We start from the raw sequence: 17,261 nt of genomic DNA on the forward strand, positions 1-17,261 counted from the left end.
CTAGTCTCCAATGGTTTTTTTTGATCGGGTCACGAACAGTGTATATACCAAGGCAAGACCAGCGGTACTGCGCGGCGTCACTGGGACGGCCGCGCAATCCTGCCAAACTTGCCTTATGCGCTGGCTAGTTTAGCAAACTGTTCGCGCAATTTTTCAATTGTGGCCGAAAAACTGAGCAAGCGCTCGTTTTCTTGCGCAACGATGGTGGCCGGGGCGCGCGCGACAAAGCTTTCATTGCCTAATTTACTATTCACTTTGGCAATTTCAGCTTCGATGCGGGCGATTTCCTTGCCCAGGCGCTCGCGTTCGGCCGCCACGTCGATTTCCACTTTCAGCATCAGCTTGGTGGTGCCGACGATGGCGACGGCCGCAGGCGAGTCCGGCAGCGCATCGACGATCTGCACGTCGGCCAGCTTGCCCAGCGACTGGATGTAGGGCGCGTAAGAGGCCAGCGCGGCCTTTTCCGTCGCATTGCCCGCTTCGACGATCAGCGGCACGCGCACGGACGGCGAGATCTGCATTTCGCCGCGCAGGTTGCGCGTGGCGTCCGTCAAGGCTTTCAGCTGCTGCATCCACGCTTCGGCCGATTCGTCGATCTTGTCGGTATTGGCGATCGGGTAGGGCTGCATCATGATGGACACGCCCTTGGGCTCGCCCTCGGCCTTCGGCAGCTTGCCGGCCAACGGCGCAACGCTTTGCCACAGGGCTTCCGTGACGAAGGGAATGATCGGGTGGGCCAGGCGCAGCACCACTTCCAGCACGCGCAGCAGGGTGTGACGGGTGGCGCGCTGCTGGCCTTCCGTGCCCTGTTGCACTTGGACTTTCGCCACTTCCAGATACCAGTCGCAATACTCGTCCCAGACGAATTTGTAGATGCTGGCGGCGATGTTGTCGAAACGGAAGTCGTCAAAGCCCTTGGCCACGTCCAGTTCGGCCTTTTGCAGCAGGGAAATAATCCACTTGTCCGCTTGCGACAGATCAACGTCGTTCGGGGTGCAATCCTTGCCTTCCGTATTCATCATGACGAAACGGGTGGCGTTCCACATCTTGTTGCAGAAATTGCGGTAGCCCTCGCAGCGGCCCAGGTCGAAGTTGATGTTGCGGCCCAGGGAAGCATAGCTGGCCATGGTGAAGCGCACGGCGTCCGTGCCATAGGCCGAAATGCCGTCCGGGAATTCCTTGCGCGTCGCCTTGGTGATCTTTTCCGCGTCGCGCGGATTCATCAGGCCCGTGGTCCGCTTGACGATCAAGCCTTCCAGGTCGATGCCGTCGATCAGGTCGATCGGGTCCAGCGTATTGCCCTTCGACTTGGACATTTTTTGCCCTGTCGAATCGCGCACCAGGCCGTGCACGTAGACGGTTTCAAACGGCACCTTGCCCGTGAAGTGCGCCGTCATCATGACCATGCGCGCGACCCAGAAGAAGATGATGTCGAAACCCGTCACCAGCACGGACGACGGCAGGAAGGCCTTCATGTCCGGCGTTTCTTCAGGCCAACCCATGGTCGAGAACGGCACGAGAGCCGACGAGAACCACGTGTCGAGCACGTCGTCGTCGCGTTTCAAGGGGCCCGTGCTGCCGGCAGCCAGGGCTTTCGCTTCGGCTTCGGCCTGTGTTTTTGCAACGAAGATATTGCCGGCGTCGTCGTACCACGCCGGGATTTGGTGGCCCCACCACAGCTGGCGCGAGATGCACCAGTCCTGGATGTTGTTGAGCCACTGGTTGTAGGTGGTGCTCCAGTTTTCCGGCACGAACTTGATTTCGCCATTGGCGACCTTGTCCAGCGCCGTTTCCGCGATCGATTTGCCGGGGAAGAACGTGCCTTCCGGGGCCGGTTTGCTCATGGCGACAAACCACTGGTCCGTCAGCATCGGCTCGATGACGACGCCCGTGCGGTCGCCGCGCGGCACCATCAGCTTGTGCGGCTTGACCTGTTCCAGCAAGCCTTGCGCATCGAGGTCGGCGACGATCTGCTTGCGCGCGGCGAAGCGGTCCAGGCCGCGATACGCTTCCGGCGCGTCGTCGGTGATCTTCGCGTCCAGGGTCAGAATGACGATCTGCGCCAGTTTATGGCGCTGGCCCACGGCGTAATCGTTCATGTCATGCGCTGGGGTAATTTTGACGCAGCCCGTGCCGAATTCCTTGTCGACGTATTCGTCGGCGATGATGGGGATTTCGCGGTCGCTCAAAGGCAGTTTCAGCATCTTGCCCACCAGCGCTGCGTAGCGCTCGTCCGTCGGATCGACGGCCACGGCCACGTCGCCCAGCATGGTTTCAGGACGGGTCGTGGCGACCGTCAGGAAACCGCTGCCGTCGACCAGCGGGTACTTGATGTACCACATGGAGCCGTCTTCTTCCTCGGACACCACTTCCAGGTCGGAAACAGCCGTGCCCAGCACGGGGTCCCAGTTGACCAGGCGCTTGCCGCGGTAGATCAAGCCTTGCTCGAACAGGCGCACGAAGACGTCGGTGACGACTTTCGAACGTGGCTCGTCCATCGTGAAGTATTCGCGTTGCCAGTCGGCCGAGGCGCCCAGGCGGCGCATTTGGCCGGTGATGATGGACCCGGATTTTTCTTTCCATTCCCACACTTTTTCCACGAATTTCTCGCGCCCCAGGTCATGGCGCGAAATCTTTTGCGCATCCAGCTGGCGTTGCACGACGATTTGCGTGGCGATGCCCGCGTGGTCGGTGCCGGGAATCCAGGCCGTGTTGTGGCCCAGCATGCGGTGGTAACGGGTCAGGCCATCCATGATGGTCTGGTTGAACGCATGGCCCATGTGCAGGGTGCCGGTGACGTTCGGCGGCGGCAACTGGATGCTGAAGGAAGGTTTTCCCGCATCGAGGGTGGCGGTGAAGTAACCGCGCTGTTCCCACTCGGTGCGCCAGAATTGTTCAATGTCGGCGGGCTCGAAAGACTTGGCTAATTCCATGATTTGGCGTGTGATTGGCAAAAGGAACCATTATAGATGACACGGCATCGCCTGCAGCGTGGCAAGCGGCCTTTTTCAGTGTTTTGGCGGCTTTGCGGGCCGTTTTGCCGCAACCGAATGGGCGGCTGGCGCTGCCGATGTTATAATGTCGGCCTCGGCGCCTCCTGCCCCATCTTTGCGGACGGCGCCAGCAGGCGCGGTTTTATCCAACTCTCGCCCGCATCACACGGCCAGTGCATCAGCGATGCCAGCCATCTTCAGCGCGTCCCCTTCGGGCCGGGCGCCTGAGCCACGCGCACCGCCAGCGGTGCACCATTCACGGCGGAATAGCGCGCGCCATTGTCTTTACCGGCCGCGCCGCCACAGCTTAGCCAGGAATGTTGTTATCTGGCCCGTCGTCTTTCGATACGGCAATAACTACAGCGCACCTAGTCGCCTGTGGCTATGCCATGGCCGCGCGCTTTCCCGGTTTTGCCTTTACAAGGAAACCATCATGAAGAAAATCTGTCTCGCACTCGCCGCCCTGGGCGCCTTGCCTGCCGCCCACGCCCAGTCCTCCGTCGACCCGACTTCAGTCACCCCGTCGTCAGTCACAATATACGGCTTGATGGACGCGGCCCTGGTGCAGGAGCGCGGCATCAGCAAGCTCACCAGTGGCGTCTCGGCTGGCTCGCGCCTGGGCCTGCGTGGCACCGAGTCCTTGGGCAATGGCCTGCAAGCCGTGTTCACGCTGGAAGCGGGTCTCTTGAGCGACACGGGCCGCTCCGACCAGGCAGGCCAGTTGTTTGGCCGCCAGGCTTTTGTCGGCCTGAACAGCCCGCTGGGCATGCTCACCGTGGGCCGCCAGTACAACCTGCAAAGCCAGGCGCTGACGGACGTGGCCGACCCGTTCGAAGGCGGCATGGCGGGCGCGTCGACCAATCTGGCCGGCTATTCGGCCACGCGCATCGACAATACCGTGCGCTACACCTCGCCGGAATGGCGCGGCGTGACGGGCACCGTCATGTTCGGCGCCGGTGAACACACGGGGATGGCGGCAGATCAACGCTCGCTGGGCCTGGCCCTGGGCTATGTCAACGGCCCCTTGACCCTGCGCCTGGCGCGCCAGAGCCGTGGCGGCGCATTCGGCAAGGCCGACGTCAACAACACCATTCTGGCCGGTAACTACAACTTCGGCGTGGCCACCGCGTTTGCCGGCTATGGCCGCAACACGGGCGATGGCAGTTCCATGTTCTTTGCCGAAAACCCGTATGGCGCGGCGCAGGCGCCGGCCCAGTCGAGCGACAGCCGCGACGCCATCGTCGGCGTGTCCGTGCCACTGGGCGCGACCACCTTGCTGGCCTCGTTCATCCACAAGGATGACCGCGACGCCGCCAACCGCGACGCGCAGCAGCTCGCCATCGGCGCCACGTATGCCTTGTCGAAGCGCAGCAAGGTGTATCTGGCCTACGCGCATATCCGCAACCGCAATGACGCCGCCTACATGGTGGGCAATGCCACGGAAGTGGGCAGCGGCAACCGCGCGCTGAACATCGGCTTGCGCCACGCGTTTTAAGCGGGCAGCATTTTCCTCTGCAGTAACAGTTCTTCGAAGGCGGCTGCGGTCAGCGGGCGGCTGAACAGGTAGCCCTGCATCTGATCGCAACCGTGCTGGCGCAGGAAGGCCAGCTGCTGCGTCGTTTCCACGCCTTCAGCGATCACTTTCAGGCGCAGGCTGTGCGCCAGCGAAATAATGGCGCGCACGATGGCCGCGTCGTCGTCGCTGTGCGTGATGTCGCTGACGAAGGTCTTGTCGATTTTCAGCACGTCGATGGGGAAGTGGCGCAGGTAGGCCAGGCTGGAATAGCCGGTGCCGAAGTCGTCGATGGACAGTTGCACGCCCAGCGCCTTGAGCTTGATCATGATGGCCGTGGCTTGCTCCACGTTATGCATGACCATGCTTTCCGTCAATTCCAGTTCCAGATGGGCGGCATCGAGGCCCGTGTCGGCCAGTGCCTGCGCCACCGCGTGCAGCAGATTCCTTTGCTTGAATTGCCGCGCCGACAAGTTGACGGCCAGGCGCAGCGGGCCATGGCCAGCCTGTTGCCAGGCGCGCGCCTGGGCGCACGCCGTGTGCAGCACCCAGTCGCCGATGGGAATGATCAAGCCCATTTCTTCGGCCAGGCCGATAAAGCTGGCAGGCGCAATGCGCCCCAGTTGCGGATGTTGCCAGCGCAATAGCGCTTCCATGCCCACCACCGTGCCGCTGACCAAGTCCAGTTGGGGCTGGTATTCGAGGTGGAACTGCCCGCGCTCCAGGGCGTGGCGCAACTCGCTTTCCAGTCCCAGCCGTTCCAGCGTGCCCGCATTCATGCCCGATGCATAGAATTGCCAGTGGCCCCGTCCTTGATCCTTGGCGCGATACATGGCGATGTCGGCATGCTTGATCAGTGTGTCGGCATTTTGGCCATCGTCGGGATACACGGCCACGCCCATGCAGCAGCTGAGAAAAAATTCATATTCACCCAGTTGCAGCGGCTGGGCCACCGCATCCTGGATGCGCTGCAGGATGGCGGCGCCCGGTTCGCCATTGCCATGCTGCGGCAGCAGCAGCACGAATTCGTCGCCGCCCAGGCGCGCCACCGTGTCGACTTCGCGCGTGGCGTCGCGCAGGCGCTCGGCCACATTTTTCAGCACCGTGTCGCCCGCATCGTGGCCCAAGGTATCGTTGACGAATTTAAAGCGGTCGAGGTCGATGAACACCACCCACAGGGGCAGGCCGCTGCGGCGCGTCACGGCCATCGCCTGTTCCAGCCGCTCGCGCAGCAGCAGGCGGTTGGCCAGGCCCGTCAGAATATCGTGCCGCGACTGGAATTGCAGCTCCTGTTCGAAGCGCATGACGGTGCTGATGTCGTATTGCGCCACGACAAAGTGGCTGACGGGGCCATCGCCATCTTCGCGCACGGGCGCGACGAACAGCTCGCTCCAGTAGCAGCTGCCATCCTTGCGGAAATTGCGCACGATGGCCTTGCCTTCGCGCTGTTCGCGCAGGGCGGCTGTAATCTCATGCATGTCTTGCCGCCCTTGCTCGGGGCCCTGCAAGTCTTCCAGGCGCTGGCCAATGACTTCGTCGGCCGCATAGCCGGTGATGCGCTCGAAGGCGGGGTTGACGTATTCGATCAGGTAGCCTGGCGCATCGGCGCTGCACAGGATGACGGCATTGGCCGACACCTCGATGATGCGTTCGCGCAAACGCAGCGACTTTTCATTGTGCATGCGTGCGGCGATGTCTTCGGACAGGCGCAAGTTGGCAAACTGCAGCGCCGCCGTGCGCTCGCCCGTGATGCGGGCAATCACGGAATTGCGCGACACGAGTTGATACACATAGGCGGCCGCTAGCAGACTCGACAGTAATCCGCCCAGCAGCACGTACAGGGAACCGCGATGGCTGACGTCCAGGCGCATGCTGCTGGCAGGCAGCAGGGCGGCGCCCAGCGTGTGACCGCTGGCCTGGTACTGCAGCAGCAGCCGGGTGCTTTCCGACTCGATCTGGCGCGCCGAGACGTAGCACAGGGCCGTCAGGCACAGCCCGACGGCCAGCGTGATCAAGGCCGAGGTCGAAACGGAAATGGAAATGCGTCTGAAGAATGATTGCATGATGGCGTCCGGTAAACAGCGCCGGTGCCGATCCCTGATCCGGCAGCCCTGGCAGTGACTGACTGTAGGGCACAGGGCACGTGGCTGTCCGTTCGCTGGCGAACGGACAAGCATGCCGGCACGAAATATAGTGGGGGCACTGCGCAAGCGCTGTGTTACGCTGCGGCATAATATGGCGGCCCTCGTTCGGACGTCTTTCATCTATCCCCTAGCTGACGACTGGAAACCAGGAATCCTGCCCATGTCGAGTCCGCATGCCCAGCTGCACAACCCGAATCAAAACCATTTGCTCGCCGCCATGCTCGACGCCGATTTCGCGCGCCTGGCCCCCCATCTTGAGCAAGTCTCCATGCTGCTGGGCGATGTGATCTACGATTCGGGCGACAAGCTGCAGCATGTGTACTTCCCCACCACGGCCATCGTTTCTCTTCATTACCTGCTGGAAAACGGCGGTTCGTCGGAAATCGCCGGCGTGGGCAACGAGGGCGTGGTGGGCGTGTCGCTGTTTATGGGCGGCAACTCGACGCCCAGCCGCGCCTTGGTGCAGACGGGCGGTGTCGGCTATCGCCTGAAGGCGCACCTGCTGATGGAAGAATTCGACCGCGCCGGTCCTGTCATGCGCCTGCTGCTGCGCTATACGCAAGCCTTGATCACGCAAATGTCGCAGACGGCCGTGTGCAACCGTCACCATACGGTGGAGCAGCAGCTGTGCCGCTGGCTGCTGCTGACCATGGACCGGCTGCCGAACCGCGAGCTGACCATGACGCAGGAACTCATCGCCAACATGCTGGGCGTGCGGCGCGAAGGCGTGACCGAGGCTGCGGGCCGCTTGCAGGCGCGCGGCTTCATCAGTTACCGGCGCGGCCATATTTCCGTTCTGGACCGCGCCGGCCTCGAAGGCCATGTGTGCGAGTGCTATGGCGTGGTGAAGAAGGAATTCACGCGCCTGCTGTCGGACGTGCGCCAGCGTCAGGCGCATTGAACACCGCATCCACTCTATTATCGTCGTCACAGCCCAGGCTACCTCATGCAATCTGTTGAAAAAAATCCCTCCCGCGCTCCATCGCGCTGGCCCATGGCGCTGGCGTTTTCCTTCAGTGCCATCGTGTTGCTGGCCGTCGGCGTGCTGGCCTGGCGCGCACCGTTCGAGACGGCGTGCGTCATTGACTCGCTGGTATTTTTGCTGCTGCTGCTGCTGCTGGCGCTGTACCGGCGCACGCTGGCCGCCAGCCTGCCGCGCCAGTTGCTCAAGGCGGGCGCCTTGCAGGATGCGATTTTCCATAGCGCCAATTTCTCTTGCATCGCCACCGATGCGCAGGGCGTGATCCAGATTTTCAATGTGGGTGCCGAACGCATGCTCGGCTATGCGGCCAGCGACGTGGTCGACAAGCTGACGCCGGCCGGTATTTCCGACGCGCAAGAAATCATCGCGCGCGCCGCCGCCCTGAGTGCCGAACTCGACACCGTCATCACGCCCGGCGTGGAAGCGCTGGTGTTCAAGGCCACGCGCGGCATCGAAGATATTTATGAACTGACCTACATCCGCAAGGATGGCAGCCGCTTCCCCGCCATCGTCTCCGTGACGGCCTTGCGCGACGCGCAAAGCAAGGTCATCGGTTACTTGCTGATCGGCACCGACAATACGGCGCGCAAGCAGGTCGAGGCGGAACAGGCGCTGCTGGACCAGCGCTTGCGCGACCAGCAGTTTTACACGCGTTCGCTGATCGAATCGAATATCGACGCCCTGATGACGACCGACCCGCGCGGCATCATCAGCGACGTCAACCAGCAAATGGAAGCATTGACGGGCTGCACGCGCGATGAATTGATCGGCGCGCCGTGCAAGAATTACTTTACGGAACCGGAGCGGGCCGAGGAAGCCATCGCGCGCGTGTTGCGTGAAGGAAAATTGACCAATTACGAGCTGACAGCCCTGGCGCGCGACGGCAAGCAGACTTTTGTTTCCTACAACGCTTCGACCTTCCACGACCGCGACCGCAAGCTGCAGGGCGTGTTTGCCGCCGCGCGCGACGTGACGGAACGCAAGCAGTTCGAACAAGCGCTGCAAGACACGAATATCGAGATGGAAAAGGCCCGCCAGGCAGCGGAAAAGGCCAACCTGGCGAAGTCCGAATTCCTGTCGAGCATGAGCCATGAATTGCGCACGCCCTTGAACGCCGTGCTGGGCTTTGCCCAGCTGATGGCGTCCGAGACGCCGGCGCCCAGCTTGCCGCAGCAGCGCTCGATCGACCAAATCCTCAAGGGCGGCTGGTATCTGTTGCGTTTGATTAATGAAATCCTTGACCTGGCCATGATCGAGTCGGGCAAGGTCACCATGTCCGAAGAGGCGATGTCCTTGCTCGACGTGCTGCAGGATTGCCAGGCGATGATTGCGCCGCAAGCGGAAAAGCGCGGCATCGGCATGCATTTCCCCCGCTGCGGCCAGGCTTTCTATGTGCATGCCGACCGTACGCGCGTGAAACAGGTGATGATCAATCTGCTGTCGAATGCCATCAAGTACAACCAGAGCGGTGGCAACGTGAAGGTCGATTGCCGCCAGCACGGCGACAAGGTGCGCACCAGCGTCACCGACACCGGCGCCGGCCTGGACGCCGAGCAGATGGCGCAGATGTTCCAGCCTTTCAACCGCCTGGGCCAGGAAAACAGCACGGAAGAGGGCACGGGCATCGGCCTGGTGGTCACCAAGCAACTGGTCGAACTGATGGGCGGCACCATCGGCGTCGACAGCACGGTGGGCCTGGGTACTACTTTCTGGGTCGAATTCAAGGCCTCGCGCGCGCCCGAACTGCAGCTGGAAGAGGGCGTGGCCTTGCCCGTGATACAGGCAGGCCAGGAAAGTCAGCGCACCTTGCTGTATGTGGAAGACAATCCGGCCAACCTGGCGCTGGTGGAGCAATTGATCGCCCGCCGCAGCGATTTGAAACTGCTGACCGCCATCGATGCGCACCTGGGCATCGACCTGGCGCGCACCTACCAGCCGGACGTGATCTTGATGGATATCAACCTGCCCGGCATCAGCGGCTATGGCGCGCTGCACATCCTGCACGACGACCCGCTCACCAGCCACATTCCCGTGATGGCCCTGTCGGCCAATGCCGTGCCGCGCGACATCGAGAAAGGCCTGGAAGCGGGCTTCTTCCGCTACCTGACCAAGCCCATCAAGGTCGTCGAATTCATGGATGCGCTCGACGTTGCCCTGCACCATGCGGCCGCGCACGGCCTGGCCGACGATACTCACGCAGTACGCTAATTCAGCACTTCATTTTAGGAATACCGCCATGCTTCAATCCACCGAGATCCTGAACGCCAGCATCCTCATCGTTGACGACCAGGAAGCCAACGTCATGCTGCTCGAACAGGTGTTGCGCAATGCCGGCTATACGCGCATTACGTCCACCATGGACCCGCAAGCCGTGCACGCGCTGCACCAGCAGCATCGCTACGACCTGATCCTGCTCGACTTGCAGATGCCGGAAATGGATGGCTTTGAAGTCATGGAAGGCTTGCGCGACATCGAGGCAGGCAGCTATCTGCCGGTGCTGGTGATCACGGCGCAACCCGGCCACAAGTTGCGCGCGCTGCAGGCGGGCGCCAAGGACTTCATCAGCAAGCCCTTCGACCTGGTGGAAGTCAAAACGCGCATCCACAACATGCTGGAAGTGCGTTTGCTGTACCAGAAGCTGGCCGAATACAACAAGTCGCTGGAACAGATGGTGGAAGAGCGCACGGCGGAGTTGCGCGAAAGCGAAGCGCGCTTCCAGCGCTTCACGGAGCTGTCGTCCGACTGGTACTGGGAACAGGATGCGCAGGGCAATCTGACGCGCTTTTCGGGCCCCGTGGCTGAAATGCTGGGCATCGGCAGCGAAGCAGAGCCGCAGCGCTGGAATGTCACCGAACGAGCGCTGCTCGACGCCAAGATTGCCGCGCGCGAACCATTCCTCGACTTCATCTACAGCCGCGTCAACCTCGACGGCAGCATGCAATACCTGCAAGTCAGCGGCGAACCGATGTTCGACAATGGCAGCCGCTTCATCGGCTACCGCGGCATCGGCCTCGATGTCACGGAGCGCCATCGAAGCGCCTGATTTATACTTGCTGCTATCCATATCCACAAGGAAAGCATCATGGCTGACAAATCACCACAGCAATACTGGTTTCCCGCCAAAACCTATGGCTGGGGCTGGGGCTTGCCCATCACCTGGCAAGGCTGGCTGGTGTTCCTGGCCGCGCTGGCGCTGTTCGCCTGCGGCGCCTTCCTGTTTCCCCCGCAAACCATGTTCGTAGGCTACATCGTGTATGAAGTGGCCGTCGTTGCCGCGCTCATTTTCATCTGCCAGCTGAAGGGCGAACCGACCGCCTGGCGCTGGGGCAAGAAGAAGTAGGTCGATGCACAAAGGCTACAGCTGCAAGAAATCATCTGGCCACGCGGCGTGAACCGCGTATAATTGGCTCGCTGCCGCAAGGCGGCAAACGCTAGGGGTCCTGCCTTTCGCTGTGGAAACACAGTGCAAGCGCGGGTGAGAAATACCCTCCGAACCTGATCTGGATAATGCCAGCGAAGGGAAGCTTTAGGATGAACGCACCCCGCCTTTCTGCGTGCGCAATTCCGAACCTCCTTAGCTGGCTCCAGGCTTAAAACAAGTCTAGCCAAGGAGCCAAAATGAACGCCAACCCGAAATTCCTCTCCGCCACCGCCACGGTCGACGAAGCCGCCATCGCGCCGCTGCCCAATTCGCGCAAGATTTACGTGCAGGGCAGCCGCCCCGACATCCGCGTGCCCATGCGGAGAATCAGCCAGTCCGACACGGAAGCGTCGTTCGGCGGCGAAAAGAATCCACCGATCTACGTGTACGACACGTCCGGCCCCTACACGGACCCGGACGTGAGCATCGACATCCGCTCGGGCCTCGATACGCCGCGTCTGCCGTGGATAGTCGAGCGTGCCGATACGGAAGAATTGCCCGGCCCCACCTCCGACTACGGCATCGCCCGTCTGGCGGACCCGAAGCTGGCCGAACTGCGTTTCAACCTGCACCGCAAGCCGCGCCGCGCCAAGGCGGGCGCCAATGTGACACAGATGCACTATGCGCGGCGCGGCATCATCACGCCGGAAATGGAATTTGTCGCCATCCGCGAAAACATGCGCCGCCAGGAGTATTTGCGCGAACTGCAAGCCTCCGGTCCCATGGGCGAACGCCTGGCCGAGCTGATGGGCCGCCAGCACCCGGGCCAGTCGTTCGGTGCCCGCATTCCGGCCGAAATCACGCCTGAATTCGTGCGCGAGGAAATCGCCCGCGGCCGCGCCATCATTCCCGCCAACATCAACCACCCGGAAGTGGAACCGATGATTATCGGCCGCAATTTCCTGGTGAAAATCAATGCAAACATCGGCAATTCGGCCGTCACCTCGTCGATAGGCGAGGAAGTGGAAAAGATGACCTGGGCGATCCGCTGGGGCGGCGACAATGTGATGGACTTGTCCACCGGTAAGCACATCCATGAAACGCGCGAATGGATCGTGCGCAACAGCCCCGTACCCATCGGCACCGTGCCCATCTACCAGGCGCTGGAAAAGGTCAATGGCAAGGCCGAAGATCTGACGTGGGAAATTTTCCGCGACACCCTCATCGAGCAGGCTGAGCAGGGCGTCGATTACTTCACCATCCACGCGGGCGTACTGCTGCGCTATGTGCCGATGACGGCCAAGCGCTTGACGGGCATCGTCTCGCGCGGCGGCTCCATCATGGCGAAATGGTGTTTGGCGCACCACCAGGAATCGTTCCTGTACACACATTTCGAAGACATCTGCGAAATCATGAAGGCGTATGACGTGTCGTTTTCGCTGGGCGACGGCTTGCGCCCGGGCTCCATCTACGACGCCAACGACGAAGCGCAACTGGGCGAACTGAAGACCCTGGGCGAGCTGACGCAAGTTGCCTGGAAGCATGATGTGCAAGTGATGATCGAAGGCCCGGGCCACGTGCCCATGCAGCTCATTAAAGAAAACATGGACTTGCAGCTGGAGCAGTGCGGCGAAGCGCCGTTCTACACGCTGGGGCCGTTGACCACCGACATCGCGCCCGGCTACGACCACATCACGTCGGGCATAGGCGCGGCCATGATAGGCTGGTATGGCACGGCCATGCTGTGCTACGTGACGCCGAAGGAACATCTGGGCCTGCCCAACAAGGCCGACGTCAAGGACGGCATCATCACCTACAAAATTGCGGCGCACGCGGCCGACCTGGCGAAAGGCCATCCGGGCGCGCAAATCCGCGACAACGCGCTGTCGAAAGCCCGCTTCGAATTCCGCTGGGACGATCAGTTCAACATCGGCCTGGACCCGGACAAGGCGCGCGAATTTCACGATGAAACCTTGCCCAAGGATTCGGCCAAGGTGGCGCATTTCTGCTCCATGTGCGGCCCGCACTTCTGCTCGATGAAGATCACGCAGGAAGTGCGCGAATACGCGGCCGGCATGGGCATCGCGGAAGACAAGGCGCTCAAGCAGGGCATGGAAATCAAGGCCATCGAATTCATCAAGAACGGTGCCGAGCTGTACCGCAAGGTCTGAAGGAGAGTGTGATGCCTGCATTGATATCCATCACGCTCAACGGCGCACCGCACCAGGTGCCGCCGGGGCAAACCCTGGATCAATTGATCGCCGCGCTGGCGCTGGAAAACCAGGCGCTGGCGCTGGCCGTCAACCGCAACGTCGTGCCGCGCAAGGCGTGGCCGGGACAGGTCTTGCAGGTGCAAGACCAAGTGGAAATCGTTCGCGCCATCGGCGGCGGCTAGACTAAGGAAAAAGCAATGACAAGTAATAACAACGACGACCTGCTGACCATCGCAGGAAAACAGTACCAATCGCGCTTGCTGGTGGGCAGCGGCAAGTACAAGGACTTGCCGCAGACGCGCGAAGCGACGGACGCGGCGGAAGCGCAAATCATCACGGTGGCGATACGCCGCGTAAATATCGGCCAGGACCCGAACGCGCCCAGCCTGCTCGATTTCGTGCCGCCCGACCAGTACACGATTTTGCCGAACACGGCCGGCTGCTACAACGCGAAAGACGCCGTCTACACTTTGCAATTGGCGCGGGAACTCTTGGGCGGACGCAATCTGGTGAAGCTGGAAGTGCTGGGCGATGAAAAGACCCTGTTTCCGCACATGTCGGAAACCCTGATCGCGGCCGAAGCGCTGGTCAAGGATGGCTTTGACGTGATGGTCTACTGCAGCGATGACCCCATCCAGGCGAAAATTCTGGAAGACATCGGCTGCGTGGCCGTCATGCCCCTCGCTTCCCTGATTGGCTCGGGCATGGGCATTTTGAATCCGTGGAATCTGTCCTTGATCATCGACCAGGCGAAAGTGCCGGTGCTCGTCGATGCGGGCGTGGGCACGGCGTCGGACGCGGCCATTGCCATGGAGCTCGGCTGCGATGGCGTGCTGATGAATACGGCGATTGCCGGCGCGCGCGACCCCGTGCGCATGGCGCATGCGATGAAGCTGGCCGTGCGGGCCGGGCGCGAGGCTTTTTTGGCGGGTCGCATGCCGAGAAAGTTCGCCGCTACGCCGTCGTCGCCGATGGCGGGCCGGCTGGCGTGACGGAGCCAACGTTGCCGACCGTGCTGGTGTTTGCTGGCCTCGATCCCTCGGGCGGCGCCGGTCTGGCCGCCGATATTGTGGCCATTGCGGCGCAGGGCGCGCATGCGCTGCCCGTGATCACGGCGCTGACGGTGCAGGATAACGACCGCGTGTTTGCTGTCGAACCGGTGGCGCCGGAATTGCTGCGCCGTCAGGCGCAGGCGCTGATAGCCAAGGTCGCCATCGACGCCGTGAAAATCGGCATCCCGGGCAGCGCCGCGAATGCGGCCGTCATTGCGCAACTGATCGCGCAATTGCGGCTGGCCCGGCCAGACTTGCCCGTGGTGCTAGACCCCGTGCTGGCCAGCGGCCATGGCGACGTGCTCAGCACGGGTGATGCCGTGCTGGCGCTGGCGCCCTTGCTGCCGTTGACGACCGTGATCGTGCCGAACGGGCCGGAAGCGCTGGCCCTCGGCGGCGAGGCAGCCTTGCTCGCGCAAGGTTGCAAGAACGTGCTGGTGACGGGCGGCCATGGCGACGGCGAGGACGTGCTCAACCGCTGGTTCGACGCCGAGGGCGGCGAGCGCGAGTGGCGCTGGCCCCGTTTGCCCGGCGGCTTCCACGGCAGCGGCTGCACTCTGGCCTCCGCCATCGCGGCGCGCCTGGCATTGGGCCAGCCGCTGGCGCAAGCGCTTGACCTGGCGCAACGCTATTGCCATGCGGCCCTGGCCGGCGCGTATGCGATTGCGCCAGGTCAGTTGATACCGCAACGCTTCATTCAATAAGGAAAACATCATGCGTGGACTGTATCTGGTCACCCCCAATTGGGATGACACCGACCGCCTGCTCGACGTGAGCGAGCAAGCCTTGCAGGAAGGCGTGGCCCTGCTGCAATACCGCCATAAGAGCGCCGAGGCGGAGCAACGGCGCGAACAGGCGGGTGCCTTGCTGGCCCTGGCCCGCAAGTATGGCGTGCCCTTCATCATCAACGACTTTATCGCGCTGTGCGAAGAGCTCGACGCCGATGGCGTGCATGTGGGCGGTACGGACGCTTCCGTGGCGCAGGCGCGCGCGCGCCTGGGAGCCGGCAAGATCGTGGGCGCCTCGTGTTATGGCGATATGGCCCTGGCACGGACGGCCGAGGCGGGCGGCGCCAACTACGTGGCCTTCGGCGGCTTTTACCCTTCGCTGGTGAAAAAGTATGCGGTGACGACGCCCTTCGATATCGTGCTGCAAGCCAAACGCGAGATCAGCTTGCCGTGCGTGGTGATCGGCGGCATGACGCCGGAAAACGCGGCGCCGCTGGTCGCGCGCGGCGCTGACATGGTGGCGGCCATCACTAGCGTCTATCAAGCGGACGATATGGATATTGCAGTGCAGCAATTTAATCAATTGTTTGCGGCGTGAGCATGGGAACGGGGGGCTGATGTGGGCGAATAATCGGCATATAATAAGAACGTCAGTGCGACACGGTCGCAAAATCGTCGCTATGCGGCAATCATTAGAAGCAGGAGCGGGTTAGTATCCCTTTGAATTTAAAGGAAAATTCGCCCTAATTGATACAAACGTAATAGTCTGAGAAGCCGTAATTCCTAGTGTGGATACAAAGTGGGTTTTGTGTTCCAGTGGGTCAATTGTGTCTGCGAATCCAGTTTAACGGTTCGCTTACGTTGTTAAAATACGACAATAGAGTCCTTCCAAAGAAAAATGAGTCCTCTCATGCAGCATATCAAGCGGGTTGCAAAAGACGATGTTCGGACCTTCTTCGCGCCTTTCGTGGCGATGTATGGCTTTATCCGAAAAGAGTTGAAGCGGCCTCCAATACGGTAAGCTCGGACACTAACAGCAAGGTCTAACACCTCCGCTAGTATTTTAGTAGGTATCTCAATACTTACATCAATGAACTTCTAGAGCGACAAGCTCTTCGATATCTTGTCGTACCCAAATCTTCATTTACTTGGTGCTACGACCGGGCGCACGACCGCCCGTCACCTACTCGAACATGCGTCATCGGTAACGATGGGGTATGAAGCTTCGAAGACAATGTACCCCCAAAATTTCGGTGGCTAACCGCGTGAGCGTTTGGTCAGAGACTGCTAGCAGTAATGCGGTTTAGGGGCTAGGTGAGTGCTGCAAGAGTAATGTAATGTGAACCATCGTTTGAACCCTCGTAAATATTGATAGGCCAAAACTGCTGATAGGCCTAAACCAAAACGGTACGTGGTCGGATATCTCCGTTGATGTTGGGGATACGTCGTCATTTAAACCACCGGGGGAAAGATGGACTCTAAACAGCTAGTCGCGATGTAGCTGTCGCGTCGATATCGTTGGGAACGTGGTAAGCCCGATTTTCTGCCAAAAAAAATCAAAACAGTGAGAAATTGGCAAGTAAGCCGCAAGGCGAGCAGATGGGAAAGCGGGTATGGGAGGATGGAGAAAGCGAATGCCGGGTTTTAACGACTCGGATAGGGGTTCAGAATTTGCCCCAGCCTGAAAGGGCGCAGACTTCCATCTGGTGTAATAGTCGTCATAAAACAGTATTGTCTCCAAGTAGTCATTATTTTTCAATCACCCCGAAGGGATTCAGTTCACCCTTCGGGGAGAACTGCGCCTCTAGGGAAACTACCCGAGGTACAGCATGAAAGTAACCGTTAGTAGTCATACCGGTTCTGCGTCCTCGCATGCTCCGTCTGAATGGGCCGCCATCAACTGGCGGCTCGTTCAACGGAACGTGAGAGCCATGCAGTGTCGATTAACGAAGGCCACACAGGAAGGTGACTGGCGCAGGGCAAAAGCTCTGCAAAGGTGGCTGACCCACTCGTTTAGCGCAAAAGCACTCGCAGTTAAACGGGTGACCGAAAATCAAGGTAAACGGACCGCAGGGGTGGATCAGCAATTATGGGATTCACCGCAGCAGAAATTTGCAGCAATTGCGAGATTGAAGAAACAAGGCTACATGTCAAGACCGGCCTGGTTATATACGCGTTTAACGAATAATTCCGGCTTTTTCTCCTGCCATTTCTTCATCGCCTGAATCGGTGTTGCGTTATCCAAGGCGCGCTGGGGAATGTTGTGGTTGTAGAT

At 60.9% G+C, this 17,261-nt stretch carries 12 protein-coding genes, 2 pseudogenes and 1 riboswitch; of the genes and pseudogenes, 11 read left to right on the top strand and 3 right to left on the bottom strand.

Annotation, left to right across the window (positions count from 1 at the left end; translation table 11 throughout):
* Positions 1-113: 113 nt before the first annotated feature.
* Positions 114-2,933 carry a valine--tRNA ligase gene (locus CSZ94_RS20305; RefSeq protein WP_102123186.1) on the bottom strand — a complete coding sequence of 940 codons (2,820 nt, stop codon included), beginning with the start codon at positions 2,931-2,933 and terminating at the stop codon, positions 114-116.
* A 493-nt stretch (positions 2,934-3,426) separates the two neighbouring features.
* Here CSZ94_RS20305 and CSZ94_RS20310 point away from each other — a divergent pair, with 493 nt between their 5' ends.
* Positions 3,427-4,488 (top strand): porin, encoded by a 1,062-nt coding sequence (locus CSZ94_RS20310; protein WP_102123187.1) that lies wholly within the window; start codon positions 3,427-3,429, stop codon positions 4,486-4,488.
* Here the strand turns inward: CSZ94_RS20310 and CSZ94_RS20315 are convergent.
* Positions 4,485-6,569, bottom strand: a complete 2,085-nt coding sequence (locus CSZ94_RS20315; protein ID WP_258001109.1) for a putative bifunctional diguanylate cyclase/phosphodiesterase — start codon at positions 6,567-6,569, stop codon at positions 4,485-4,487. The two genes, CSZ94_RS20310 and CSZ94_RS20315, sit on opposite strands and share 4 nt — an antisense overlap.
* Before the next feature lie 241 nt (positions 6,570-6,810).
* Between CSZ94_RS20315 and CSZ94_RS20320 the strand changes: the two genes are divergently transcribed.
* From CSZ94_RS20320 to CSZ94_RS20365, 10 genes and pseudogenes are all read left to right on the top strand, one after another.
* The gene (locus tag CSZ94_RS20320; RefSeq protein WP_102123189.1) at positions 6,811-7,551 is read left to right on the top strand and encodes a Crp/Fnr family transcriptional regulator; all 741 of its coding nucleotides are present in this window, start codon (positions 6,811-6,813) and stop codon (positions 7,549-7,551) included.
* 45 nt (positions 7,552-7,596) lie between these two features.
* Entirely contained in the window at positions 7,597-9,840 is a 2,244-nt protein-coding gene (locus CSZ94_RS20325; RefSeq protein WP_102123190.1) for a PAS domain-containing hybrid sensor histidine kinase/response regulator, read from the top strand.
* A gap of 28 nt (positions 9,841-9,868) precedes the next feature.
* Positions 9,869-10,675 carry a response regulator gene (locus CSZ94_RS20330; protein WP_102123191.1) on the top strand — a complete coding sequence of 269 codons (807 nt, stop codon included), beginning with the start codon at positions 9,869-9,871 and terminating at the stop codon, positions 10,673-10,675.
* Between the two features lie 39 nt (positions 10,676-10,714).
* Positions 10,715-10,972, top strand: coding sequence for a hypothetical protein (locus CSZ94_RS20335; protein ID WP_102123192.1), 258 nt, complete (start codon positions 10,715-10,717; stop codon positions 10,970-10,972).
* 83 nt (positions 10,973-11,055) lie between these two features.
* Positions 11,056-11,171, top strand: a riboswitch (TPP riboswitch).
* Between the two features lie 79 nt (positions 11,172-11,250).
* Positions 11,251-13,164 (top strand): phosphomethylpyrimidine synthase ThiC, encoded by a 1,914-nt coding sequence (gene thiC, locus CSZ94_RS20340; protein ID WP_102123193.1) that lies wholly within the window; start codon positions 11,251-11,253, stop codon positions 13,162-13,164.
* A gap of 20 nt (positions 13,165-13,184) precedes the next feature.
* Positions 13,185-13,388, top strand: coding sequence for a sulfur carrier protein ThiS (thiS, locus tag CSZ94_RS20345; protein WP_099764292.1), 204 nt, complete (start codon positions 13,185-13,187; stop codon positions 13,386-13,388).
* A 15-nt stretch (positions 13,389-13,403) separates the two neighbouring features.
* Positions 13,404-14,198 carry a thiazole synthase gene (locus tag CSZ94_RS20350; protein WP_102123194.1) on the top strand — a complete coding sequence of 265 codons (795 nt, stop codon included), beginning with the start codon at positions 13,404-13,406 and terminating at the stop codon, positions 14,196-14,198.
* On the top strand, positions 14,195-14,962 hold the full coding sequence (gene thiD, locus CSZ94_RS20355) for a bifunctional hydroxymethylpyrimidine kinase/phosphomethylpyrimidine kinase (protein ID WP_258001110.1): 768 nt from the start codon (positions 14,195-14,197) through the stop codon (positions 14,960-14,962). Before CSZ94_RS20350 ends, thiD begins: the two co-directional genes overlap by 4 nt.
* Positions 14,963-14,972: 10 nt before the next feature.
* Positions 14,973-15,584, top strand: a complete 612-nt coding sequence (thiE, locus tag CSZ94_RS20360; protein ID WP_102123195.1) for a thiamine phosphate synthase — start codon at positions 14,973-14,975, stop codon at positions 15,582-15,584.
* Positions 15,585-16,815: 1,231 nt separating this feature from the next.
* Positions 16,816-17,145 (top strand): annotated as a pseudogene (locus CSZ94_RS20365) (reverse transcriptase N-terminal domain-containing protein); the annotation flags it as partial.
* Here the strand turns inward: CSZ94_RS20365 and CSZ94_RS28845 are convergent.
* Positions 17,130-17,261: pseudogene (locus CSZ94_RS28845) on the bottom strand (IS481 family transposase); the annotation flags it as partial. The pseudogenes CSZ94_RS20365 and CSZ94_RS28845 overlap by 16 nt on opposite strands.

Origin of the sequence: Janthinobacterium sp. ROICE36 (genome assembly GCF_002869965.1) — a bacterium.
In the GTDB taxonomy this organism is placed as follows: Bacteria; Pseudomonadota; Gammaproteobacteria; order Burkholderiales; family Burkholderiaceae_D; genus Janthinobacterium.

Coding starts and splice junctions, on each gene's coding strand:
- CSZ94_RS20305 (WP_102123186.1), bottom strand. CDS start 2,933: ATGGAATTAGCCAAGTCTTTCGAGCCCGCCGACATTGAACAATTCTGG.
- CSZ94_RS20310 (WP_102123187.1), top strand. CDS start 3,427: ATGAAGAAAATCTGTCTCGCACTCGCCGCCCTGGGCGCCTTGCCTGCC.
- CSZ94_RS20315 (WP_258001109.1), bottom strand. CDS start 6,569: ATGCAATCATTCTTCAGACGCATTTCCATTTCCGTTTCGACCTCGGCC.
- CSZ94_RS20320 (WP_102123189.1), top strand. CDS start 6,811: ATGTCGAGTCCGCATGCCCAGCTGCACAACCCGAATCAAAACCATTTG.
- CSZ94_RS20325 (WP_102123190.1), top strand. CDS start 7,597: ATGCAATCTGTTGAAAAAAATCCCTCCCGCGCTCCATCGCGCTGGCCC.
- CSZ94_RS20330 (WP_102123191.1), top strand. CDS start 9,869: ATGCTTCAATCCACCGAGATCCTGAACGCCAGCATCCTCATCGTTGAC.
- CSZ94_RS20335 (WP_102123192.1), top strand. CDS start 10,715: ATGGCTGACAAATCACCACAGCAATACTGGTTTCCCGCCAAAACCTAT.
- thiC (WP_102123193.1), top strand. CDS start 11,251: ATGAACGCCAACCCGAAATTCCTCTCCGCCACCGCCACGGTCGACGAA.
- CSZ94_RS20350 (WP_102123194.1), top strand. CDS start 13,404: ATGACAAGTAATAACAACGACGACCTGCTGACCATCGCAGGAAAACAG.
- thiE (WP_102123195.1), top strand. CDS start 14,973: ATGCGTGGACTGTATCTGGTCACCCCCAATTGGGATGACACCGACCGC.